The 25,462-nt window shown below is 41.2% G+C and carries 18 protein-coding genes; 17 read left to right on the top strand and 1 reads right to left on the bottom strand.

Going from position 1 to position 25,462, the window contains the following annotated elements:
- Positions 1-38: 38 nt before the first annotated feature.
- From FGL37_RS00265 to FGL37_RS00220, 10 genes are all read left to right on the top strand, one after another.
- The gene (locus tag FGL37_RS00265) at positions 39-326 is read left to right on the top strand and encodes a helix-turn-helix transcriptional regulator (protein ID WP_028068759.1); all 288 of its coding nucleotides are present in this window, start codon (positions 39-41) and stop codon (positions 324-326) included.
- A gap of 530 nt (positions 327-856) precedes the next feature.
- A complete protein-coding gene (locus tag FGL37_RS00260) occupies positions 857-1,498 on the top strand; it encodes a DUF6266 family protein (RefSeq protein WP_028068758.1) in 642 nt (213 codons plus the stop codon).
- An 86-nt stretch (positions 1,499-1,584) separates the two neighbouring features.
- Entirely contained in the window at positions 1,585-1,971 is a 387-nt protein-coding gene (locus tag FGL37_RS00255) for a hypothetical protein (RefSeq protein WP_028068757.1), read from the top strand.
- A gap of 62 nt (positions 1,972-2,033) precedes the next feature.
- Complete coding sequence (locus FGL37_RS00250; protein ID WP_232048600.1) at positions 2,034-2,525, top strand: CHAP domain-containing protein; 492 nt, start codon at positions 2,034-2,036, stop codon at positions 2,523-2,525.
- A gap of 13 nt (positions 2,526-2,538) precedes the next feature.
- A complete protein-coding gene (locus FGL37_RS00245) occupies positions 2,539-2,979 on the top strand; it encodes a hypothetical protein (RefSeq protein WP_028068755.1) in 441 nt (146 codons plus the stop codon).
- 473 nt (positions 2,980-3,452) lie between these two features.
- Positions 3,453-5,102: a SusR family glycan utilization regulator gene (gene susR / locus FGL37_RS00240; RefSeq protein ID WP_051606541.1), complete on the top strand. Its 1,650-nt coding sequence runs from the start codon at positions 3,453-3,455 to the stop codon at positions 5,100-5,102.
- 427 nt (positions 5,103-5,529) lie between these two features.
- Positions 5,530-6,780 carry an outer membrane protein assembly factor BamB family protein gene (locus FGL37_RS00235; RefSeq protein ID WP_051606539.1) on the top strand — a complete coding sequence of 417 codons (1,251 nt, stop codon included), beginning with the start codon at positions 5,530-5,532 and terminating at the stop codon, positions 6,778-6,780.
- Positions 6,781-6,795: 15 nt separating this feature from the next.
- A complete protein-coding gene (locus FGL37_RS00230; protein ID WP_028068753.1) occupies positions 6,796-9,774 on the top strand; it encodes a SusC/RagA family TonB-linked outer membrane protein in 2,979 nt (992 codons plus the stop codon).
- Between the two features lie 17 nt (positions 9,775-9,791).
- A complete protein-coding gene (locus FGL37_RS00225; RefSeq protein WP_037532240.1) occupies positions 9,792-11,381 on the top strand; it encodes a RagB/SusD family nutrient uptake outer membrane protein in 1,590 nt (529 codons plus the stop codon).
- Positions 11,382-11,401: 20 nt separating this feature from the next.
- Positions 11,402-12,442, top strand: coding sequence for a SusE domain-containing protein (locus FGL37_RS00220; RefSeq protein ID WP_081817784.1), 1,041 nt, complete (start codon positions 11,402-11,404; stop codon positions 12,440-12,442).
- 92 nt (positions 12,443-12,534) lie between these two features.
- Here FGL37_RS00220 and FGL37_RS00215 read toward each other — a convergent pair whose 3' ends face one another.
- Entirely contained in the window at positions 12,535-14,388 is a 1,854-nt protein-coding gene (locus tag FGL37_RS00215; RefSeq protein ID WP_028068751.1) for an alpha-amylase family glycosyl hydrolase, read from the bottom strand.
- Between the two features lie 321 nt (positions 14,389-14,709).
- Here FGL37_RS00215 and FGL37_RS00210 point away from each other — a divergent pair, with 321 nt between their 5' ends.
- The 7 genes from FGL37_RS00210 to FGL37_RS00180 all read left to right on the top strand — a co-directional run bounded on the left by FGL37_RS00210 (position 14,710) and on the right by FGL37_RS00180 (position 25,453).
- Positions 14,710-15,600: a sensor histidine kinase gene (locus tag FGL37_RS00210; RefSeq protein WP_160169460.1), complete on the top strand. Its 891-nt coding sequence runs from the start codon at positions 14,710-14,712 to the stop codon at positions 15,598-15,600.
- Entirely contained in the window at positions 15,587-16,309 is a 723-nt protein-coding gene (locus FGL37_RS00205) for a LytR/AlgR family response regulator transcription factor (RefSeq protein WP_028068749.1), read from the top strand. Before FGL37_RS00210 ends, FGL37_RS00205 begins: the two co-directional genes overlap by 14 nt.
- A gap of 375 nt (positions 16,310-16,684) precedes the next feature.
- Positions 16,685-18,847, top strand: coding sequence for a glycoside hydrolase family 97 protein (locus FGL37_RS00200; protein WP_028068748.1), 2,163 nt, complete (start codon positions 16,685-16,687; stop codon positions 18,845-18,847).
- A 36-nt stretch (positions 18,848-18,883) separates the two neighbouring features.
- Entirely contained in the window at positions 18,884-20,344 is a 1,461-nt protein-coding gene (locus FGL37_RS00195) for a sugar MFS transporter (RefSeq protein WP_232048599.1), read from the top strand.
- Between the two features lie 783 nt (positions 20,345-21,127).
- Positions 21,128-22,213, top strand: coding sequence for a helix-turn-helix domain-containing protein (locus FGL37_RS00190; protein ID WP_028068746.1), 1,086 nt, complete (start codon positions 21,128-21,130; stop codon positions 22,211-22,213).
- 639 nt (positions 22,214-22,852) lie between these two features.
- Positions 22,853-24,025: a HEAT repeat domain-containing protein gene (locus tag FGL37_RS00185; RefSeq protein WP_028068744.1), complete on the top strand. Its 1,173-nt coding sequence runs from the start codon at positions 22,853-22,855 to the stop codon at positions 24,023-24,025.
- A 12-nt stretch (positions 24,026-24,037) separates the two neighbouring features.
- Positions 24,038-25,453, top strand: a complete 1,416-nt coding sequence (locus FGL37_RS00180) for a glycosyltransferase family 2 protein (protein ID WP_028068743.1) — start codon at positions 24,038-24,040, stop codon at positions 25,451-25,453.
- Positions 25,454-25,462: the final 9 nt, after the last annotated feature.

Here is a 25,462-nt window from a genome sequence, read left to right as displayed (position 1 = left end):
TGCCCGCATTTCATGGTATGAACCAATGAAATTTTTAAATGTCGCACTTAGAGGAAATCGTACTATTGCTGCGCGAGATCAACGAGAAGCTGTCAGCGACAGCACACCACATTCTCTCCGTATCTGATCGTAAGGATGTCGGACCTGTCGACCAACTCATGACCCGCATGGCTGTGGTGTCACGATTGGGGATCTCGGAACGCACCTACAATCGATGGGTAAAATCGGGCATCTTAAGACCGATCTGTCTGGGGAACAAACATTACTATCGCGAAGCGGATCTGCATGATGCCATACAGCGTAGCATTGCAAAGGGACTGCTCTGATTAGCAGGTGGAAAAATGGGCTGGTTCGAGGGGGACCGGCCTTTTTTTGTGGCGCTTGGTTGTTGTTCCTTTGGCTTTTATCTGCCTTTCCTTTGGGCATGCTGGTAGGCTAGCTCACTTTTTCCATGATCTTTCTTCGCTAATTATTTGCTTTTTCTATGCTTATCCTTTGCTTATTCTCTGGTATTCCTTTGCTGTTTGTCTGCTATTTCTCTGCTGATTCTCTGCTTCCGGTCTCTCACAGGCAGCCTGTTTTTTTGTTTGGATGGCGAAGTAATGGACTAAAATAACCCATGTTTAAACCTGACAGGATGTAGCGGTATCGCCTGCAAATGTTAGCTTGTCTGCTGCAAAACAGATATGGGATCTGTCTTTTCTGTCACCGAAACAGGCAAACTCGGACAAATGGCGTCAGATGACGCCATTACGCGTAAATAGCCGGTATGCCCCGCTACCTTAGTGCCATGATATCGATATCCGTGGTTGCCTGCAGCACCGCATATGGTTTAACAAATTTAAAATTTAATAACATGGCAAGATTTATAAAAGGAATACATGGGTCTTATCAGGGCAAAGTCGGCAGCATTGTCGGCGCATCCTGGCGCGGTATTGACTATGTACGCTCCCTTCCAAAAAAGAGTTCAAAGGCTGCTTCTGAAGATCAGATGGCACAGCGCATGAAATTTGGTATGACGACCAGCTTTCTCAAGTCGATTAAGGATGTGTTGATGCTCGGGTTTTCAGACAGTAAACAGCGAAACAAAACGGGTTACAACGTCGCTTTCCAGCAATTGATCAACAATGCGTTTCAGGGTACCTACCCCGATTTTACGATAGATTACGCTGCGGTTAAAATTGCCAGCGGTAGTCTGGCAGCTTCCATCGGCCTCCAGGCTACGGAGTCGGCGCCAAGGGTGCTGAGTTTGAACTGGGATCCGATCGCCAACAGGTTCAATGCTTTTGACGATGATCAGATTCTGGTGATACTCTACGATGAAGCGGATAATATCTTCTTTGCTTACGAAGGGGCGACGAGAGCTGACGCTGCAATGGATATTACGTTGCCCGACAGCTACAGCGGCAAGACGATTGTCGGTTGGTCGTTCAACATTCACCGCGATGGGGTTACGACATCAAGTAGCCAGTATCTGGGTGAGTTTACATTGACGTAAGCCACTTAACGAATGGAGGCTGCTCCTGCGGGAGGGCCTCTTTTCAATGAACCAATTTGTACGAATTACAGGTCTAATGTATAAAAATGAATACACTACAAAAACACACCGCCTGGCCTATCGAGGATATGGCTTGGCCTTTAAGCACAAAGCAGCTGCTCGGCATCGTCGTCGCCTGTCTGCTGGTCTTTTTTATCGCGGCTGGGATCCTGCTGCAAGCTTTGCATCCGACGGCTGGTATACTGGACATCGGTGTGCTGTCGGTACTGCTTTTTGCCGTGCTGGCCGCACTGCTGGCCATCTACTGTTGCTGCTGGCTGCAGGAGATCCTATGGAAACCCTTTAAATTCTTCCGCGAGGATTTTAGTTATCACTTTAATCAATTGACATCATGGCAACAATGCATTATTTATTTTTCGGTCTTCTTCTTGTCGCTCTGCACGGTATTGGGCACACTGGCCATCCTGCTGTAACACAGCGGCACCTTGCTGACAGCTATAGGGTATCCGCTGCGGCCCACCCACAGCAACGTATCGTGGCAGCTTCCGAAGCTGTGCTGGCCCACAACTCCCAGAAATATTGGCTCGCCCCCGGTCTGCGCGACAGGATCATGGATATTGCCGCCGGCCAGCTCGGCGTCAGCGAAGCGACAGGCAACAATGACGGTCCCCGCGTCGAGGAATATCTGGCGTATACTGGGCTGGGCAAGGGCTATGCCTGGTGTGCGGCCTTCGTCTCCTGGTGTTACGGGCAGGCGGGGCTCTCCGCGCCACGCAGTCCCTGGAGCCCGGCTTTATTCCCCATGGCCCGGCGCTATACCGCCGGGCAGATCAGCCGGGGGCTCGTACGGCCTGCCGATCTATTCGGCATCTACAATAGCAGCCTACGCCGCATCGACCACGTGGGCCTCGTCCGCGATCGGCAGGGCCCCTGGCTGCTGACCATCGAGGGGAACGTCGACGACCGGGTACTTTCAAAGCGGCGCTCCCTCGCGACCATACATGCTTTCGCGAACTGGCTGGACTGAAAGGAGGGATGTGATGGAAAAGAGAGCATGGGTTCTGTTGCTCCTCATGGTATTGACGGCCTGTAGGCTCTTTCAGCACAAGAGCAAAAGCGAGCAGCAGTCTTCAATGAGGGAGCAGCAAAAGAATACCTTCGCCCAGTGGCTATATACGCAGAGTCGGGATAGTCTTACACGGTCCTGGTACTTCTGGACAGATAGTGGTCTCCGCTTTCACCCCGATAGTGGACTGAGCAGTCAGGGCGGACGGTTGCTGCTGAAAGAGTCAAGGGCGAGCAACAGTGTGCAGCAGCAGAAAACGTCCGTGGATTCAGAACTTTCCAAGGAGAACAAAGATCGTGTGGCGCAGTTGGAAAATACCACGTACAAGCTTCCTTATCAATGGGGTGCATTATTGGTTCTGGTGCTGTTGTTTCTGTATGGCATTAGAAAAAAATGGACAAAACTATGCTCTTGATAAGGAATGCGTTCCGGCGATATCGGGGTATAGCTAAGGAGTAGGCAGATAGAATTATGTGGGATTCCCTTTGTAGTTCTATTTGCCTGTTTTTTGTTTATCTAAATCATAAGGTATGAGAAAGTTAATTTTGTTTTCTTATTCGGGTTCCCCTCGATTTGCAAACATAAATGTCAACCTTATAACTACAATTTTACTATTTTTTGTTTATGTAAGATGTTTGTAGCCAAATATATATGGGTATTTTTAACTCCTTTTTTCTATACAAGTTTTTATTTAATTATAATCCATGATATCTTTGACTTAAGTAGGCCACTAGAATACAGTTATTAAGTAGCTTGTTCAGGTAAATTAACCAATTGGGAAATTTGTTCGTTTTCAAATTATGATACCAAATTGTTTGGGCATATTGTTACATTTTTGAAACGATGATAACGGAGATGATCGGCGCTGCTGTTTAAATTGTCAAAAAAATGATTAAATCTCTCTTTCTTATATTATTCTCGAGTCTGTCTTCTTATGCTTTTGCTCAGTCAGATCTGAACTCCTTATTGAAGGAACTTGATCAAACCATACAAAATAATAAATTGTATATGGATCGGAAAGAACGGAAAATTGATCAGCTGAAGGCTCGATTGATACGCCGGGACCGGTCTATGTCAGATGTATATGCAGTTAATAAAGCATTATGTGATGAATATCGTTCATATAAGACAGATTCCGCTGTCCGTTATGTCGAACACAATATGAGGATAGCAGATTCAATAGGAAATACAGCGATGATTACCGAGACAAAATTACAACGGGTCTCTCTATATGCAATTTCCGGAATGTATCTTGAAGCGGAAAAGTTGCTCAATTCTATCCCCAGTAAAGCACTAAATTATCGTTTAAAAACAGATTACTATCAACTGGGAAAAGATCTTTATAATAATATATCTACCTACAACACATCATTGGCAGGTAAATATGAGCATATGAGTGGATTATATAGAGATTCTTTATTAAATATACTCGACAGACAATCGAAGCGGTACCAAGCTATTTATGCTGAAAAACTAGCATTAGTCGGGCGGTTTTCGGAAGCTCGTCAGATATTGTTAAAACAGTTAGAGAATGTCGATCCTAGAAGCCATGAACATGCTATGGTAACGTCCGCGATAGGAAACGTATATCGGTACGAAGGGGATACTGAAAAGGAATGCATATATTTTGCGCTTTCTGCGATTTCAGATATTGAGAATGCGGTTAAGGAAAATACATCTCTTCAGGCTTTAGCCATAGCACTTTATCAGAGCGGAGATTTAGACCACGCCTATAAATACATCAAATATTCAATGGACGATGCTATTTTTTGTAATGCTCCTTTGCGTACCTTAGTTATTTCCAAAATGTTTCCGATCATTGATGCCGCTCATCAAGCGAGAATAAATAAGCAGCGTGAACAATTATGGTTCTATCTTATTGTCATAAGTGTTCTATCTATTTGTTTGGCAACTGCAGTAATATATGTACTTAGACAGATGAAAAAATTACAACAGGGGCGAATAGAGATCAGCAAAACAAATGAACTTTTAGAAAAACTCAATTTTGATTTAAAGGTTGTCAACGAAAAGGTCATCGGAGTCAATAATAAACTGGTTGAAGCGAATCGGATCAAAGAAGAATATATCGGTAATTTCTTGGACCTCTGTTCCGATTATATTAATAAATTGGAAGACTATAGAAAAACGCTCCATAAAACGGCTTCTTCAGGAAAAATGGAAGAATTATTGAAGATGTTACGTTCTGGCCGCCTGGTTGATGAAGAGCTAAAACAACTTTATAAAAATTTTGACAGTATCTTTCTGCATTTATATCCGGATTTTGTTGAAGAGTTTAATAAATTATTGCTTGATGGAGAGCAATTTTTAATAAAGCCAGGGGAATTAAATACTGAGCTGCGAATTTTCGCATTGATACGATTAGGTATATACGACACGGGTAAAATTGCAAATTTTTTGCGCTGTTCAATGAGCACCGTATATAATTATCGAACCAAGATCAGAAATAAAGCCGCCGTTCCCAGAGGCGAGTTCGATCAATTTGTACTTGAAATAGGGACTTTCGCCAATACATATTGATAAGCTTCTATATCAATGCTGATTATTCTTTTTGTTCGCGTGACAAATTCAACAATATCTTTTTCTTTATTCTTGTGCTTGTAAAATCTTAAGCACCATAAGCACCTGCATATTTAATCTGTTTGGCTGATATTTTTCGTCTAATTTGCTATTCGCTTCTACAATTTTGTTTACTTGTTGTGGTTGTAAAATGTTGTTTTTTAGGTTTTTATATTGTTCTTGAGTTTACATTTTAGTTTTGGGTAGGAAGTTTTAATTGGTTTGTGCTTTACATTTGAAAACGATAAGCCAATTAGATTTTCTACTTAAAAACCAAAATATGATGTCACCTTATGTATATTATTTCGAATGCCTGCGCGAAATTTTCAGGATACAATTTTTGAGCAGCGTCATTAGAATGATTCTCCTTCTGTGCTATTTAATAATCATGAGATCTGCTTCGGCAAGAGAAGTGGATAGTCTACGGATTGATGGCCTAAAATGGAAGTTTGACGGTAAAGCGGAAAGCTACTCTTCACCAGTAATATTTCAGGACAAAATATACATTGGAAGCGAGGATCATTTTCTTTACGCTCTTTATCTCGAAACTGGGAAGATAGCATGGAAATTTAAAACCGCTGGCGCCGTAAATTCTTCGCCTATTGTATTTGATCAGCGCATCTGTTTTGGTAGTATGGACGGTTATTATTATGCGCTTGATGCTCGCACAGGTAAGCTTGTTTGGAAATTCAAAACTGGGGGAGAACATAAAATCGGAAGAAATGGATTATGGGGCATGCAACCTGACATGTTTTATATGGAAGATCCTTTCGATTTCTTCATCTCTTCTCCAATCGCGCATGATAATGGGGAAACGAAAACCATTTATTTCGGTAGCAGTGATGGTAATCTCTATGCGTTGGATGCAGCGAATGGAAACTTGAGATGGAAGTACCCTACTGGAGGAGCTGTAAGAACCACACCTCTATTATACGAGGGTACTATCTATATTGGGAGCTGGGATCAGTACGTTTACGCAATTGATGCGCAATCGGGAAATCTGGATTGGAAATTTAAGACGAAATCCGACGAAGAAAATCATTTATTGGAGGGGATACAAGCATCGATATCTGCAGCAGACGGATTTGTATTTGTGGGATCGCGAGATGGCTACCTCTATGCATTAGATGCCAAAAAAGGAAACATAGCCTGGCAATATAGTACCTGGCCTTCTTGGATTACAACCACATCGGTTGATGGAAATGGAAACATATTTCTAACAAGCTCAGATTCTCGTTTACTCGTGGGGCTGGATGTTGCTACAGGGGCAGAAAAATTGAGGTATCAAACCAAGGGGTACAATTTTTCGCCTGTGTTAATTGACCAAGATAAATTATACTTCGGTGATTTTACAGGTAAATTATATGTTCTTGATCGTATTACAGGCAGTTGTTCAGGATTTTTTGAAACAGACGGCAGAAAACAAAATAAAAAACGATTGCTCAATTCCGCCGGTATTCTAGAATTTCAATATTTGCTCGGCAAAAGAGATCCATCTTTATATGCAACAACTGTTGAAATCTTAACGCTTATTCAGCAATTGGATCCCATAATTGGACAACCCATTATAAAGGACCGTGTCCTTTATTTAAATACCGCCCATGGTCGGTTATACGCCTTGACTTTACATAATCATTAACCAAAAATAAATACAATGAAAATCCTTTATTTAAGAAGTAGCATGCTGCTCATGCTCTGCTTTGTCGGAATATTTTCGGCTTATGCACAGTTAAGTAGCATCAATGGTCTCGTAGTAGACGAAATTAATCATCCGATAGCTGGGGCAGTGATCCGGATCGAGGGAACTAATCAGGTGGGCCGGACAGATTCAAATGGGAAGTATTATCTCAATGGAATAAAGAAAGGTCCAATTACACTTCTCGTTAGTTTTGTAGGTTACGCCCCACAGAAGAACACCGTAAATCTGAGTCAGGAAGTCACAGCTGTAAATTTTCAATTACAACGTGCCGAAGAGGTTTTAAATGAAGTTGTTGTTATCGGATACGGAACACAAAAGAAACAAGACCTTACAGGGTCCATAACCACAGTCACGACAAAGGACTTTCAAAAGGGTACAATCACGACACCGGAACAGCTTATTCAGGGAAAAGTTGCCGGGGTCAATATCGTATCCAATGGAGGACAGCCGGGTAGTGGCAGTATGATCCGTATTCGAGGTGGAGCATCATTGAACGCCAGTAACGACCCCTTGATTGTCATTGATGGGGTGCCTCTTAGCGGTAACGGCATTAATAATGCGCCTAATCCATTAGCATTAATCAATCCCGCAGATATTGCAAGCTTTACGGTGTTGAAAGATGCCAACGCGACAGCAATCTATGGTTCTAGGGCATCCAACGGTGTTATTTTAATTACAACAAAAAGGGGGGCTTTGGGGAAACCAATGATCGAATTCAATACCAACAATTCATATTCCACAATTGCCAAAAAAGTAGATGTGCTTTCTGCCGATGAAATTCGTGCTTACTTCGATGCGCACCCAAATGCTACTTATGCCAATGCCCCTTTTAAAAATTTGTTGGGAAATGCACATACGGATTGGCAGGATGAAATTTATGAAAATGCATTTTCAACCGATAATAATTTGACCTTTTCAGGTGCTTTTAAAGGAATCCCTTATCGTCTGTCGGGGGGATATCTGGATCAAAAAGGTATGTTGATTACTGATCGATTCAAACGTACTACCGGAGGTTTGGCTATACAGCCAAAATTGTTTGATGGCCACCTTAAAATAGATTTAAACCTGAAAGGTACACTTACAAAGGCTCATTTTGCTAACCAAGGTGCGATAGCCAATGCAATACAATTCGATCCAACGCAGGCTGTCCGAACAGATAATGACGAATATGGCGGATATTTTGAATGGATAGCTGGTGAGGTGCTTAACCGAAACGCAGCCCGAAATCCTGTAGCTATGATTTTGATGCAAGATAACAATGGAAAAACCAAACGAAGTTTCGGTAATGTGCAGCTGGATTATGCGTTTCATTTTCTCCCTGAATTACATGCGAATTTAAATCTAGGCTACGATGTGTCCAGTGGACGGGGCAACATTTTTGTTCCGGCAAATGCGGCGCTTAATTTTGCATCCGCAGGTTTCCTAAATGAGTCGCATTCTACCCAGAATAATCAAGTTGCTGAATTCTATTTAAATTATGCAAAGAACTTGGAATCTATAAAAAGCAAAGTTGACCTTACTGCTGGTTATGGATATTACGACAATAAGACGACTAACTATAATTTTAAGAATTACAGTGCAGATGGGACTACAGTTCAATTTACACCAGCATTCCCGTTTAATATCCCTCGAAACAAGTTATTGTCCTATTATGGACGTTTAGTGTATACTTTTGCGGATAAGTATATTTTATCGAGTACAATGCGTGCCGACGCTTCTTCCCGGTTTTCAGAGACAAAACGTTGGGGATACTTTCCTTCGGTGGGGTTCACCTGGCGGTTAAAGGAAGAGAGTTTCCTTAGAAAAAGTGATTGTCTGTCGGATCTAAAGATCCGTTTAAGTTATGGACAAACGGGCAATCAAGATGGTATTGGCGATTATAATTATTTAGCGAAGTATTATCTTAACGCTCCTGCTGGGCAATATCAAGTTGGTGATCATTTCTATGATTACTATTCACCTTCGGATTATGATCCGGACCTGACCTGGGAATCAACAACAACCTATAACGCCGGTTTGGATTTTGGATTTTTGGATGGAAAAGTAAGCGGCTCGTTAGATATTTATAACAAAAAGACCAAAAACCTATTGTCAGCAATAGATATTCCTTCCGGTACGAATTTCAATAATATTCTGTTGACGAATGTTGGAAACATGAAAGTTAAAGGGGCAGAATTCAGTATCAATCTTGATCTGCTCCAAAGGAAAGAACTGAATTGGACCATTGGTTTTAATGCTTCCTATAATAAAAGAGAAGTAACGAATCTGTCGTTAAATCCTGACCCGAGATTTAAGATCAGTGCAGGAACCATTACTGGAGGAACAGGGGTAAATATCAAATATAATGGTATTGGAAAGACACCCCAATCATTTTTTGTCTATAAACAGATCTATGACCAAAATGGTAAACCTCTAGAAAATGTTTATGTCGATCTTAATCAAGATGGCATAGTTAACACCGATGATCAATACTTCTATAAGTCCCCTGATCCAGTTTTTACGTTAGGTTTCAACACATCGTTTAGCTTTAGAAGATGGACAGTATCAACGGTGCTGCGGTCAAATATAGGCAATTATGTCTATGACAATGTTTCTTCCAACTTTGCAGTACAGAACAGCATTATGAGCAGTCAGGGATTTGTTAATAATGCCAGCCGTGATATTTTTAATACGCAGTTTATAAGCAATCAATATTTAAGCGACTATTATGTGAAAAATGCATCATTCTTAAAAATGGATAACCTGATGCTTGTCTTTGATGCTGGCAAGATAATTAAGGGGCAGAGCAGTAATCTAAGGATATCTGCTGGTTGTCAGAATGTTTTTGTGATCACAAAATATAAAGGACTAGATCCGGAAGTCTTCTCGGGCGTAGACTTTAATCTTTATCCACGCCCACGTATTTATAATTTGGGCTTGAGTGTTGGTTTTTAAAATAAAAAATTAAACAAATGAAAAATCTATATAGAATTTTATCCTTTCTGATTCTTTCGGCGATTTGTTTTTCTTCGTGCAAACAGTCAGACTTAAACCTTTACCCCACCAATGATAAGGTTGGGGCAACAGTATATACTTCTTTGGAGGCTTATAAGGCCGGACTGGTAAAAATGTACGCCAGCTTTGGTCTTGTTCATTCCAGCGGCGCTACTGCATCGAGTGATATAGGCGGGCTTAATGTCAGTTTCGCGGATTTCTTGCGTCTGTTCTGGATGTCCCAGGAATTAACTACAGACGAAGCGATATGCGGATGGGGGGACACTGGAGTTCCGGATTTGGTTCAGATGAAATGGACAGCTGATAACCAGTTTCTTCGGGGCTTATATTCCCGAGCACTGTATCAGATTACGATCTGTAATGAATTTTTGAGGGAAAGTACTCCTGAAAAGTTAGCAGCTAGAAATATTTCAGCAACCGAAGATATCAAGCACTTTCGTGCTGAAGCACGCTTTTTACGTGCGTACCAATATTGGGTCTTGTTGGATGCTTTTGGCAATCCACCTTTTGTAACCGAACAGGACGCTATTGGGAAACAAGCTCCTAAACAAATCCAGCGATCAGAATTATTCAAGTATGTGGAAGCCGAGTTAATAGCTATTAATGATGATCTGATGGAGCCACGGACTAACGAATATGGCCGTGCCGATAAAGGTGCTGCCTGGGCACTACTTTCAAGATTATATTTAAATGCAGAGGTTTATACAGGTACAGCAAGATATACAGATGCTATTACTTATTCCCAAAAAGTCATTAATGCAGGTTATAAATTGGCCGCCGAATATAAAAATCTTTTTTTAACGGATAACAATGTGACAAGTAAAGATGAAATGATATTGACCATTAATTATGACGCGAATAAAACCCAGAATAACGGCGGAACAACTTATATCATCAATGCTTCTGTGGATCCCGGTACGATGCAACCAGCTTCTTTCGGTATCCCCAATGGCGGATGGTCCGGTAACAGGGTAAGAAGTACTATTCCGGCGATTTTTGGTGACTATAGTGGTGCTACCGACAAAAGAGCTATGTTTTTTGGTGACAAAATACAAAATGATAACATGTCCGAGTTTGGCGACGGCCTTAAAGCCATCAAATTTCGTAACGTGAGCTCTCAAGGTGTACCATCATTGGATATTAACAGCGGTACTTTTTGTTCTTTGGACTTTGCCATTTTCCGGCTGGCCGAACAATATCTAATTTATGGAGAAGCTGTATTGCGTGGAGGAAGCGGTGGGTCTATCAACCAAGCGATTGCTTATGTAAATGAGTTGCGTAAACGCGCCTACGGTAATACATCGGGCAATGTTCCGAATATTAACCTGGATTTTTTTCTTGATGAGCGTGTCAGGGAGTTGTATTGGGAGGGATTTAGACGTACGGATCTGATCCGGTACAATAAGTTCACAGAATCAACTTATGTCTGGCCATATAAAGGCGGTGTTAAGTCCGGTGCTGGCGTTGACGCGAGCCGAAGATTGTTTCCGTTGCCGACAGCAGACATTATTTCAAATACAAACTTAATTCAAAATAAAGGTTACTAACACGATAAATAAGCTTAACAATGAGACATTTAATCATTAAGGGAAGTCTGATCGGCCTACTCAGTCTTGGCCTCGCTAGTTGCAACAAATCAGAAAATCAAATGATTGCACATATCGGTCCCGTCGGGACATTGAATACATCCACGACGGATCTTAAATTATCTTTAGCGGATGGGGAGAAGCCAGCGTTAACCCTTTCGTTTTCGAAGGTTGAGGTAACGGGAGCTGAAATTCCTGTTACTTCGACAATCCAATTTGATATCAAGGGAAACAATTTTGCCAATCCTGTCGAATTTGTTCAAAAATCCGATACGTTTTCGCCTACTGTCAATCAAGTGAATCAACTTATGTTGAAATTAGGAATGAAAATTGGCGAGCTGGGGCAGCTTGAAGTACGTCTGAAATCCGAACCTGCTGCCAATGCAGTGAGCTATTCAAACATAATTTTATTGACAGGTACACCCTTCAAGGCTTCAAGTTGGATCTATATTCCTGGAGCATATCAGAATTGGTCTCCGGAAACTGCTGATAGCCTGCTTTCTTCAACAAGTAATGGCATTTATGAGGGCATTGTCAATTTTCCTGTGGGTAAGCTAGATTTTAAAATTACACCCAAAAAGAACTGGACCATAAATTATGGAGATTCAGGTAATGGCACGTTTCGATTGGGTGGCGACAATTTTAATGTGCTCACACCAGGAGCAAAGAAAGTCATGATTGATATGAACAAAATGAAATGGGAGATTTCCGATGTCAAGATATGGTCCTTGATCGGTAGTGCAACTCCGAAAGGATGGGATGGAGATACAGATCTAAAATTTGTAAACGATGGTACCGGAACATTTACTTTGACACAGGATCTAACCGCTGGAGATATTAAAATTAGGTATGGACACGATTGGAGCATAAATTTTGGCGGTAGCATCAATGATTTTGTGCTAAACGGTGGAAATGTGCCTGTTGCAGCAGGTAACTATACGGTGAAGTTAAACGTAGCTAAAACTGATGCACAGGGAAATCCTACGGCTGTCAAGGTCAGCGTGCAAAAAAACGAAAAGTAGCTCAACACGCTTCAAGTTTAAAATTAAAAGGCCCGGCAGTTTATGCCGGGCCTTTTAATTTCTTACGAGAGAATATCTAGTATTGATTTAACTTATTTTTTTAGTTCTAGCACCCACATTTTCATCGGTGGTATTGTTGCATTGTTTTTTGTTGATAACACTTCCTCCGTAATTACATTTCGCGCTAGCATAAAGCCCGCTGTCCGTTCATCATATTTTTTGAAGTCAATTTCCTTTGGCGTATTACTCGTATTCATCACGCACATAATTGTTTGATTGCCGTCGTATCTAAAGTATACATATAAGCCCTCTACAGGAACATAATGCATCATTTTACCTGTCGTAATCGCAGATGACGTTTTTCTGAAATTTGCCAGTTTACGAACAAGATCCTGTGTGGACTTTTCATCCTCATTGAGCCCAACCCCGGTGAAAGCATTTTTTTTGTCTGATTTCCAGCCGCCGGGAAAATCTGACCGCAGAAGTCCGTCTGGAGCCTTAAGACCTTTCATTAATACTTCCGAACCATAATATAACTGCGGAATTCCTCGGTAGGTCAGGAGCCACTGATAACCAATCTTCTGCTTCTCTGCATTTTCGCCTACCAGAGAGAAGAATCTTGGTTCGTCATGATTGTCCAATAACAATACCTTTTGCATAGGGTTTCTACTTAAGAAATCTGTACTGGCGGTATAATAGAGTTTGTTTACGCCAGATGTCCAGCTTAAAGGCTCTGTTAATGCGGGGATGATGCCATAGTATAAACTTTGAAAATCGACTACCGAAGGTAAGTTACTTTTAAAAGGTGTCGCGATGTTGTTCTGCTCGAAATAGGTCTGATTGGCTACACCATGAACCATAATTTCTCCAAATGCAGTAATTTTGGGAAACTCGTTTAAAATAGCCTGGTTGCACCGATTGGCGAAGTCTAAATCGTTGTAAGTATATGTATCCAAACGGACACCGTCAATACCAAATGTCTCGATATGCCAGATGCAGTTCTGAATTATGAAATTAGCCATGTAGGGATTATCCTGATTGATATCAGGCATAGTTTTATCAAACCAACCGTCACTCATTTTCTTCCGGTCCGATTTTGAAGCGTAAGGATCGAATAGGGGCTGTTCCCGAAAAGAGGTCTGAGTATATTCCGACCAGCGATGTACCCAGTCGTTTTCTGGGGGATCCTGTTCTAAAAAATGGAATAAACCAAAATGGTTATACACGGCATCAAATATCAGTTTCATTCCTCTTTTGTGGAGTTCATCACTTAATTTCTTGTATACCTCATCCCCTCCGTATCTCTTATCGATTTTATAATGGTTGGTAATAGCGTAACCATGTTCAGTTCTATTGGGCATATCATTTTCCATTACCGGAGTAAACCATAGGGCGGTAATGCCCAATCCTTGCAAATAATCCAGGTTATTGATAATACCCTGGAAGTCTCCGCCATGACGTGCATACATATCATTTCTATCTAAGGACTGATCTTTCATTCCTTTGACTCGATCGTTATTGGGATCACCATTACTAAACCGGTCCACCATAATTAAATCGATAAAATCGGCTGAATTTACTCCTTGTGCGTAGGTCGTGCCATTACCCGGCCTGCGTTGATTTAGTGGCCAGTTGATCTGCCTTTTCTTTCCATTTTGAAAAACCTCGATCGTGACATTGCCGGGCTGGGAATCTGACGCAATTGAGATATCAGCAGCGAGATATCTTTTATTCGTAAATAGGTGTGTTTTTAGCAGTGTGACACTTGGATACTTTATGTGTATGCTATCGGATGAAAATGATTCCCCCGTGCTTCGAATTAGCAATTGTACAGTATTCGTTTTCATGTTGACCCACCAGTTAGTTGGGTAAATGTCAATATTTTGGGCGTTGACAGTACATATGCTGCAAAGTAAAGCAACATAAAATAAGATTGTTTTTCTCATGTGAATTGATGTTTAATTGATCGTAAGATCGAATATACCCTTCCTGGAAATGCTTTAAAAACAACTTATGCAGACGACATTATTTATCTTATAAACAACAACATGGGTTTGGAAGAATAGCCTTATTTTTATGGAACCTAGAAACACGTTGTGCACATGAGAAGTTCCAATAAACAAAATAAATCCCTGCTGATAAAAATGTACAGCTTATATTGGCTGGGCTATATCTTACTATTTAGTGTTATCCAGAGTATACCTACTGGCGATTTTATTACCGTGTTGCGCAACGAGTGTTATAGCCTTCTCCCTAAAATTATATTTGTGACGATTGTTGTGGAGTTGATGATGCCACGATTATTATTCAAAAAAAAATATGTCATGTTTGCTTTCGCCTACATTGGAATGATCCTGTTTTTTGCTTTTGTGCAACGGATAATCGATAATTATATCATCATACGTTATTATCTCACTTTTTGGAAGACCGAATCCCTTTTCGCAGTTCCAGTCTATTTGTACAATATCAGTAAACTACAATTTGTGGTCAGTATCCCCGTAGCATGTCGGCTTTTTTATTATTTAGCGGAAGAAAAGAATAAAGTGCAGGCAGTCATGTCTGAGAAATTACAAGCTGAATTGTCTGCTCTTCGTAATCAATTTCACCCACATTTTTTATTCAATGTATTAAATGGACTATATAGTAAGATATTGAATCAATCTAATGATTCGGCTGAAATTGTTCTAAAAATATCAGATCTGCTTCGTTTTTCTTTGTATGAGGCAGATCGTAAGAATATTCCTCTTTCAAGCGAGATTGACCACCTTACGAATTATATTGCTTTACAGCGCCTGCGTTTTGGTCATGATTTGCAGATCAGCTTTAGCGTGTACGGCGAAAATAAAGATGCTGTTATTGAACCGTTTTTGATCTTACCATTTATAGAGAATAGTTGTAAACATTGTCTAAATGAGACCAATCAAGGCTGGATCACCATTGCAATCACCGTTAATGAAGAATGGCTAGTTGTAAAGATTGAAAATAGTCTCTCTGACAACATTGATTCTAAGATAAAGAGCGCAGAAGGAATTGGTTTGGTAAATGTAAAGCGTAGATTGGACTTACTTTATCCACATCGACATGTGTTGCAGATTAAACGGGATGACTCGAGTTTTTTTGTATCATTAAAATTGAAGATCAAAGATGATAAAAATTAAGTGTGCCATTGTTGAAGACGAATTACCGGCTTCGGATTTACTGGAACTCCATATTTCCAAGTTCAATTTCTTGGATTTGAAAGGTAAGTACACGCACGTGGGCGGACTGCAACAGCTGTTGGCCACCGAGCAGATAGATCTTCTCTTTTTAGATATAAATCTACCGGGGAAGTCGGGGATCGAATTTGCTAAAAGTCTTCCCAAAGAAACAGCCATTATTTTCACAACGGCTTACCCTAACTATGCTGTTGAAGGATTTGAACTGGATGCCATCGATTATATCTTAAAACCGATTTCTTTAGAACGCTTTACAAAGGCAGTGAATAAGTACAGCAAGACTAAGCAAATAAATTCCACCATAACGGCTCCGGTTAAGAATGTGGAAGACCGTGCTTTTATTTTTGTAAAATGTGAACGGAAAATGATGAAATTTTTTTTAGATGAAATAGACTACCTGGAATCTCAGGGTAACTATGTTATAATCTATACATTAAGTGGTCCCTATAAAATTTATCAATCTATTACTGACATGCAGGATCGCCTACCTGAAGGCACATTCCTTAGAATCCATCGTTCATTCTTAGTAGCTATAAATAAAATCACAAGTTTTGGTAACAAGCATGTACATATCCGTGATAAACAATTGCCCATTGGTCGATTTTATCATAACGAGGTTGCAGATTTTCTTACTCGTTTAGCTTCTGAATAACTCATTTTGCCAATAAATTCCTGAAAAGCTGTTTATATTTTTCAATGCCGGGTATTACCTTAAAGTGTTGTTGTATAGTGTATTAACTATTTTTCTCGTTTATATTTTCTATTGGTAGTCTTTTCCTGATATGAATGTTTCTCTAGATTTGGAAATGTTCAAGAAGCTTAAGGAATGACCAATTAGTTGAAGAATATCGAGCAGTGATAAGAAGATATGCAAGTAGTCCGGTCCGGGTGGCGTATGCATCGTACTTTGGTGGTAGGAGATGCTGCGCCAAACGGCTGGAACGGATATCCCACGTTATCTTGCTTCGATCATTCAATTGGTTTCACCAATCGATGCGAATTTTAAAATAGTACAAACATACAGCTAATGAAAAAAATAAATTTCTTATTCTTTGTTTTTCTAGCTTGTTTGGGCTTTCAGGCGAATGCCCAGCAGCTAGAATCTCCAAATGGTAATTTTATAATGGATTTTGCGTTGACCCCAAATGGTGAACCAAGCTATGAATTGCGATACAAAGGTAAAAGTGTGATTAATCCCAGCCGATTGGGGCTAGCCCTAAAATCTGACATGAATACCACCACCACATTTAACGGACCAGATAGTGCAGCAAAGAAAAAACAATATGAGTCATTATTCAGCGGTTTTGAAATCGCAGGAACGGAAAGAACTACTTTTGATGAGACCTGGCAGCCTGTTTGGGGCGAGACTAAATTCGTCAGGAATCATTATAATGAATTGGAAATTACATTAATTCAAAAAGCAACAGATCGGAACATGAAGATCCGCTTTCGTCTTTTTGATGATGGTTTAGGTTTCCGCTACGAATTTCCACAACAGAAAAATCTGATTTATTTTACCATTCAGGAGGAGTATTCCCAATTTGCGATGACTGGAGATCATACGGCTTTTTGGATTCCAGGCGATTACGATACACAGGAATATAATTATACAACATCAAAACTTTCAGAGATAAAAGGCTTGATGAAAAGTGCTTACGAAGAAGGCAACGTTTCCCAAACTTTATTTTCTCCGACAGGAGTTCAAACCTCGTTGATGTTAAAAAGCAAAGAGGGACTATATATCAACCTTCACGAAGCAGCCTGTATTGATTATCCTACTATGCATTTGAATTTCGATGGGAAAAATTTCACTTTTCAATCATGGTTAACACCTGATGTACACGGTGACAAAGGACGTTTGCAAGCCCCCTATACATCGCCCTGGAGAACAATTATCGTTAGTGACGATGCACGTGACATACTGGCTTCAAAAATGACTTACAATCTGAACGAGCCTAACAGAATTGAAAATACATCTTGGATCAAACCCACGAAATATGTTGGTGTCTGGTGGGAAATGATTACGGGTAAGAATACCTGGTCGTATACCAATGACTTTCCTTCCGTTCAGTTGGGAAAGACTGATTTTACAAAATCAAAGCCTAATGGTACACATGGAGCGACAACAAGTAATGTTAAAAAGTATATTGACTTTGCCGCAAAACATGGATTTGACGGCGTACTGGTCGAAGGTTGGAACATAGGGTGGGAGGATTGGTTTGGCCATGGCAAGGATTATGTGTTTGATTTTGTAACGCCTTATCCGGATTTTAATCTAAAGAACCTGAATGAATATGCGCATTCAAAAGGAGTAAAACTTATCATGCACCATGAGACATCGGGGTCTGTTCGTAATTATGAACGTCATATCGATACTGCATTCAAACTGATGAAACAATATGGTTATAATGCAGTTAAAACCGGATATGTTGGTCAGATATTACCCTTAGGAGAACATCATTATAGTCAATCGACTAATAATCATTATCAATTTGTGATAGAAAAAGCGGCTCGGTACCAAATCATGGTCAATGCACATGAAGCGGTTCGCCCTACCGGTATTGCCCGTACTTGGCCCAACATGATCGGTAATGAGTCCGCTCGTGGAACAGAATATCAAGCCTTTGGCGGCAATGCGCTCAATCATGTTACTATCCTTCCTTTCACCAGGTTAATCGGTGGTCCCATGGATTATACACCAGGTATTTTTGAAATGAATCTACCGAATGGAGCCCATCTAAACAGCACCTTAGCCAATCAATTAGCCTTATATGTAACGATGTATAGTCCATTGCAGATGGCGGCAGATTTTCCAGAGAATTATGATCGTTTTCCGGATGCTTTTCAATTCATTAAAGATGTTGGGATCGATTGGGATGACAGTAAATACTTAGAAGCGGAGCCGGGACAATATATTACAGTAGCGCGCAAAGAAAAAAATACCGACAAATGGTTTTTGGGGAGTGTCAATGGAAATGACAGCAGAACATCTAAGATAAAATTTGATTTTCTGGATGCAGGGAGGACCTATTTGGCTACTATTTATGCGGATGCACCGGACGCAAACTTTAAAACAAAACCGCAAGCCTATACAGTAAAAAAAATTAAGGTTACCCACAAAGATAACTTAGCGCAATTCTGTGCCGCAGCTGGCGGATATGCCATTTCGATTATTCCAATCGAGAAATAAAGACCATCGACAGGATTAATAAGGCTTCTTTTTTAAGTGAAAAAAGAAGCCTCAATTCTGTCAATTAGCAATATCAATTTTATGAAAAACCAACCTAAACCTAATTATACCTTTGCCCTGATTACTATTACAGTCCTATTTTTTATGTGGGGATTTATAACCTGCATGAACGATATTTTAATTCCCTATTTGAAACAGCTCTTTAATCTAAAATTCTTGGAAGCGATGCTGGTGCAGTTCTGTTTTTTCGGTGCCTATTTTATTGGTTCTCTGCTTTATTTCATTTATTCAGCAACAATGGGTGATCCTATTCATCTAATAGGCTACAAAAAAGGAATTATTGCAGGCATTATGATTGCTGCACTGGGCTGTTTTTTATTCTATCCGGCGGCGACCATTTCTTCTTACCCTTTATTTTTAGCAGCGCTTTTTATTCTTGGTTTGGGCTTTACGGTGTTGCAGATAACAGCGAATGCTTATGTCTCTTTATTGGGCAGTCAGGAGTCAGCTTCCAGCAGATTGAATATGACACAGGCTTTTAACGCCTTCGGCACCACAATAGCACCTATCCTAGGCGGACATCTTATCTTTGAGCTTTTTTCAACCGCGGATGGTTCTTTTAGTGCTTTATCCACACGTATACCCTATATGGCTTTTGGTGTAGTGCTGATGCTAGTGGCTATATTTATTTCAAGGGTTAAGCTCCCTGATTTCCATTCAGAGCCTGGCACTGAGCCCGTTCGTGGCCTCGTTGCATTAAAGTTCCCCAACCTACGATATGGTATGCTGACGATGTTTTGTTATGTCGGAGGGGAAGTGGCGGTAGGCAGTTTTATTATCAGTTTTTTGGAATTGCCCGCCATTGTGGGCTTACCGGAAGCAGTTGCCAAAAATTATCTAGCCCTTTATTGGGGTGGCGCAATGATGGGACGTTTTTTAGGTTCGATCTCACTTAACACTAAAATTCCAACAAACCGGCGATTTTTCTATATGATTATTACGGCAATAGCTGTATTTGGGCTGATATATGCTATAGTTGACTTAAATTTTTCGCAGATAAGATTTTTCCTATTGTTTGTACTGTTGAACTTTGTAGCATTTTTTATCGGCCGATCATTGCCGGCTCGTACATTGATGATATTTGCTTCGGTGAATATTCTATTAATATTGTCGGCCGTTGTAAATAATGGGAGCATTGCGATGTATAGTATCTTGGGAATAGGAATTTTTAATTCCATTATGTTTTCGAATATTTATACATTATCTATTTCAGGATTAGGGAAATATACAAGCCAGGGCTCTTCATTGGTGGTTATGGCGATACTTGGCGGTGCTTTGGTTCCGGTTTTGCAGGGATATATCGCAGATGAAGTAGGAGTGCAGTCCTCGTTTCTGTTGCCCACATGTTGTTATATTGTAATTGCACTATTTGGGTTGTATTCTTCTAGACATCTTTCAGTTGTTTCTCCACTTGTGGCGGGAGCTAAGGGACATTAATTTAATGGATTATGAAAATAGCCTTAGGAAGAAGTTACTTTAAAAAAAATGACAATCAAATATCTACTGCTCTATTCATTGTTGTCTGCTGTATTTTCTATTGCTGGACTGACGTCATAAGTCCGTCTACAATTCCAACCACACATAAACTCCCTCTAATTTAGGAATCCAGTTGGCGATTAGGAACCAATCAGGTGGGCCGGACACATTCTACCCATTCAATCACAATTGAACAGGCTTCGAGTATATTAAAATCATCATCAATTATAAGAATTGTTTTAGTATCCGTAATTGTTCATGACTTCATGGCCGGGCAAATTTTGGTAGGACCGACAAACTGTTTTTGGTCTGAAGATTCAACTTTATCAGTTCGTTTAGGTCTTTTTTGCTGTTTGTCTGACGATATTGTTTTCTCAGCATAAAAATTTAATGTCATATAGCTGCTGTTTTTCCAGTATAAGTAGTTAATAAGGTCTGCTTGACACCGATTTAGACCTTTTTTTATTAATTCCTAGGTGATGGCATATTATTTTTGCCGTTCTGCAAGCTTTTGGGAACTTCTCAAAAGCCAACTTTGAACGACAAGTTATTTTTATCTCAGGCATAGTTAATAGGGTTATAATCCGGGTTGATTTGTGTAGCGTTGTAGTTGGATAGCTACAGAAAAAACAAGTCCAGAGCGCTTTGATATATTTAACTGCTCGATTTCCCTATTTTTAGCCATCAATCTGTTTCCACTAACCTATTTACAAGAATGGAATCAAGACAGATAATTCAGAGGATATGTTTGCTACAATCTTAACCATCATAACGCTTTTTTGCGCAGGCTATTTTTTCTTTTTGAATTATTCAAAAAGGAAGCAGCAAGGCAATAAATTGCTGATGGTCTTTGTACTTGTGGCCGCATCTCAGCAGATTCTCATCGGGGGGCTCAAGCTCTGGTCCAGGGATGAGCTGTATCTGGGATTATTCCTGCCATTCGGTTTATTGTACGGACCTGCAGTCTTATTTTTGGTGAACAGCTCAAAAGGTAAAGCCACCACACTGAAATCGCTGCTTCATTTTTTGCCCTCGCTGCTGGGGACCTTCCTTTTTGGACTGATTGGTTTGAAACAGTGGATGCTGTACCGCTATCATATCGAAAGCATGTTGTTTATCCACTTGTTTTCTTTTGTGCATTTCTGCATTTATATCACCTTGATAGGCCTAAAAAATCAGCTGGAAACGGGCGCGGATATCTTCATGCTGATGAAGCGGTCCGGACCCAAAGCGTACTTGTTGGTACTCATGTTTGCCGCGCTCATTGTGGAGATGTTTATCATGGTCAGCCACGACAAGAATGTGCTCATTCACGAGGTCTTTGTCCTGTCGTTTTTTCTGACTTTTCTTTCGGTGCTTTCGCTATTTTATCGCCCCGGCCGCCATCGTGCTGTCCAGACAAAACGAAAGAAACGGGCTATACATAGATCTGTTTCGGTGACCGTTGTGGCTGACAGGACGGATAGGCTGCCTGTCCGATCCTCCTCGGATAAGCGCGAGCGTCTGTACCGGCAACGTCTACAACAGTTTATCGATACCAAAGCCTACCTGGATACAGAACTCAACAAAGAAAAATTCTGTCAGCAGCTTGGAATTCCTGTAAACAATATTTCTCCGTTCCTGAAAAAGGAATTCGGTAAGGGATATAATGCCTTTATCAACCATCTGCGCGTAAAATACGCAGCGGCCCAGCTGAAGAATACAGCGCTGCGCACCACCGTCGACGATTTGAGTTTTGTCTGCGGATTTAACTCCCGGGCCTCCTTCTACCGGAGCTTCCAGTCGGAATTTGGCTGTACGCCATCTCAGTTCTGCAAAACCACTGCATAAGCTATACAGCAACACGTTTTTATCAGTATTCATTTGATATGGGGGCTCTGCTTCTGTGGTCCCGTCTATAGCTGCTTTTGGCATGCCGCGGGCAAGTCTCGGTGACGGCATTCAAATGCGCTTTCATTGCGTCTTGGCCCGGTATCGGAGCAGGAAAGCTGTTCCTAAAATGAATCGTTGCAATCCTGCATGGCAAGACCGGAATCTGGGCTATTTAGTAAAGCCGACCGCAGGGATGCTACAGCAAAAGCAGTATGTGCCTGATCAACGTGGACTGCATGGGGGACATTATCGCCAGAATGTCCACCCCCCCCTTTATTAATCGGCCGGGATGCTGTCTCTTTTTCAACGAGTATAAAATTTTAGCCGATTTAAAATTTTGGTTTGATTGAAAATCATCGGTTCTGAAATGAATTTTTTTGACACCTTGTTTCTTGGTTAATCTCTTTATTATCAAGTAATTGAATAGTGTTTTTTGTTGAATGTCCTGTTTTTGTTTTGACGGAAAGTTTCCCCTGTTTGAAACTGAGACAGTTTTCCATGACGGGTTAAGCAATTTTGCCGACGTGTTTGGAAAAGGTCACCTGTGAACAGAATTAACAATAAAACAATCTTTTAAAAATTTAAACAACAGCAACAATGTACTATGATTACTATCTCTATTATGTAAGCTACCTGGGAGCTTTGTACAATGGTTATCCATTGGTCGTCAGGATCACGGCCGTCATGGTCCTGGCCTTGTTGACCATTGTCCTTTTTGGCATCGCCCGATTATTGTATATCGGCTACCGGATCAGCAGGTCAGAAAAACAGCGGAAAAAAATACGCGCACATTTTGATGAAAGATTAGTCTTCGTAATGACGGCAAAGAACAATTACGATGTCGACGAAATCAGGGAACTGCTTCACTACGACGTGTCCAGATCCAAAAAATGGAAAGCAGATGTACTGACGGATATCGTCCTGACCGTGAAAAATGAATCGGTTAAAAATGGTAATCTCAATGAACTCAATTACAGAAATTGTCTGGAAGCACTGCGATTGATGGGATTCTGGGAAAAACGCATGCGTACGCCGGTATTGCCCAAAAGGAGAGAGGCGCTGCAGGTGGTCGGGGATATAAACAACGGGGTCAACAGTGGTATCCTTTCCAAATCCATGTTCCATAAAGATAAGGATTTACGAAAGACCGCCAGAGATCTGTACGCCAGCCAGGAAAGTTACAATCCATTTCGTTTTATGGAGGAAAATTTTGATGAGGCCTTTACGCAACTGGACAAACTGCGCTTGCACGCGACGCTGGTGAAGCGTTCGCAGGAAATTAAGCTGCCAAATCTGCTCCGCTGGATCAATAATTCCAGACATGTCAATTATATCCAATTTATTATACAGGAAATCGGTTTTTTTAAGCAGCTCGAAGCTTGTCCGGCCCTGCTGGAGATGCTGAGTACCCAGGAAAATAGGGATATCCGTGCACAGATTATCCTTACACTCGGGGAGTTGCAATATAACGAAGGGGTGAAGGAACTCGTGGCGCGTTTTCCGCTCGAGTCTGCGGCCGTCCGTGAAGCTATCGTTAAAGCGATGGCCAGGTTAAGGTCCGATCAGGTCATCCCTTTCTTGACGGATACCTATTCCTTTTCGGATGATGACGACCTCAAAATAGCGATAGCGCGGTCGATTAAAGCACATGGAAAGGAAGGGGAAATACTGCTTCTCCGCCTCCAGGAAGAGGCCATTTTACAGTCCAGGGATAAGGAGAAGATATTGCTCAATCAAGTGTTTGCCGAACGGTTCGTTATATCAGCTTAAAATTTTATTATAATGGTCTATTTTTTTACCTATCTCATCTATTTCTATGCCACAGCATTGGGGCTGTGTTATGTAGCCCTCATGGTGATGAGTTATTACAATACCCTGCGTTATCGCTACCGGTACACAAAACGGGAAGAGAACTATCTGCGGGATTTTCCGGAGAAGGCGCCGGGAGTTTCTATCGTCGCACCTGCTTTCAATGAGGAGGTGATCATTCTGGACAGCGTCAACTCGCTCCTGAATCTCGACTATCCCAATTTTGAAGTGGTTGTGGTCAATGACGGCAGCAAAGACAGAACCCTGGATATTCTAGTCAAAGAATTTGAGCTCGAAGAGGTGCCCTATTACCTGGTGTATAAGGTGTATTGTAAACCCATTAAACGGGTTTTCCGATCCAAAAATCCGGAATACCATAGACTGATCGTTTTGGATAAAGAAAATGGCGGCACCAAAGCCGACGCGATCAACGCTGGGGTCAATGTCGCTCAGAACGATTATTTTATCAATACGGATGTCGACTGTATCCTCGCCAAGGACAGCCTGGGCAAGATCGTACTGCCCATACTGGATTCGGAAAAGCATGTCATCGCCGTGGGGGCCACTATGCGGATGGTCAATAGCTGCCATATCGAGAAGGGCAATATCACACGGGTCAAACCGCCCGGAGGCCTGATCCCCTTATTTCAGGAGACCGAATACCTGAGATCTTATCTGGTCGGAAAAATGGGCTGGGATATGATCAATGCGGTACCTAACGTCTCTGGTGGATTCGGTCTCTTTGATACCAAAATCATCATTGCCGTCGGAGGCTTCGACTCTGCTTCCCACGCCGAAGACATGGATATCACGACCCGTATCGCTGCTTATATGCTCGAAAATAAACGTGAATATAGGATTGCGCAATGCCCCTATAGCTTGTGCTGGACAGAGGGTCCCCCAAACCTCAGCATCTTGAACCGGCAGCGGAGCCGCTGGGGAAGAGGACTCTTCCAGTTTCTGGTCGATCACCGCAAAATGGTCTTCAACAAAGACTATGGGCGCCTGGGCCTCCTGGTATTACCTTATATGATATTTTTTGAGTTCCTTGCCCCGATCATTGAATTTGTCGGTCTGCTGTTCATGATCTTTCTGCTGATTACCCATCAGATAAACTTTGATACTTTCTGGATGATGTTGCTCTATGCTTATCTGATTGGCTTCTCGGTCTCCGTGATCACCGTTTCCTATGATCTGGTACTGGCCAAGCTCTATAAATATTTCTGGGAATACCTCAAGTTGATTCTATTCTCAGCGCTCGAACCTATACTCTATCATCCCTTTGTCGTCATTTTTACTTTGCGGGGATATGTCCAGTATCTGACACGAAAAGATATGAAATGGGGAACGATGACCCGCAGGGGATTTTCTAAAACTAAAAGTGCTTAAAAGAATAAA

It is taken from the genome of Sphingobacterium thalpophilum (assembly GCF_901482695.1).
In the GTDB taxonomy this organism is placed as follows: Bacteria; Bacteroidota; Bacteroidia; order Sphingobacteriales; family Sphingobacteriaceae; genus Sphingobacterium; species Sphingobacterium thalpophilum.
Note: the sequence above shows the minus strand (reverse complement) of the source record. Positions and strands in the feature narration are given on the sequence as shown.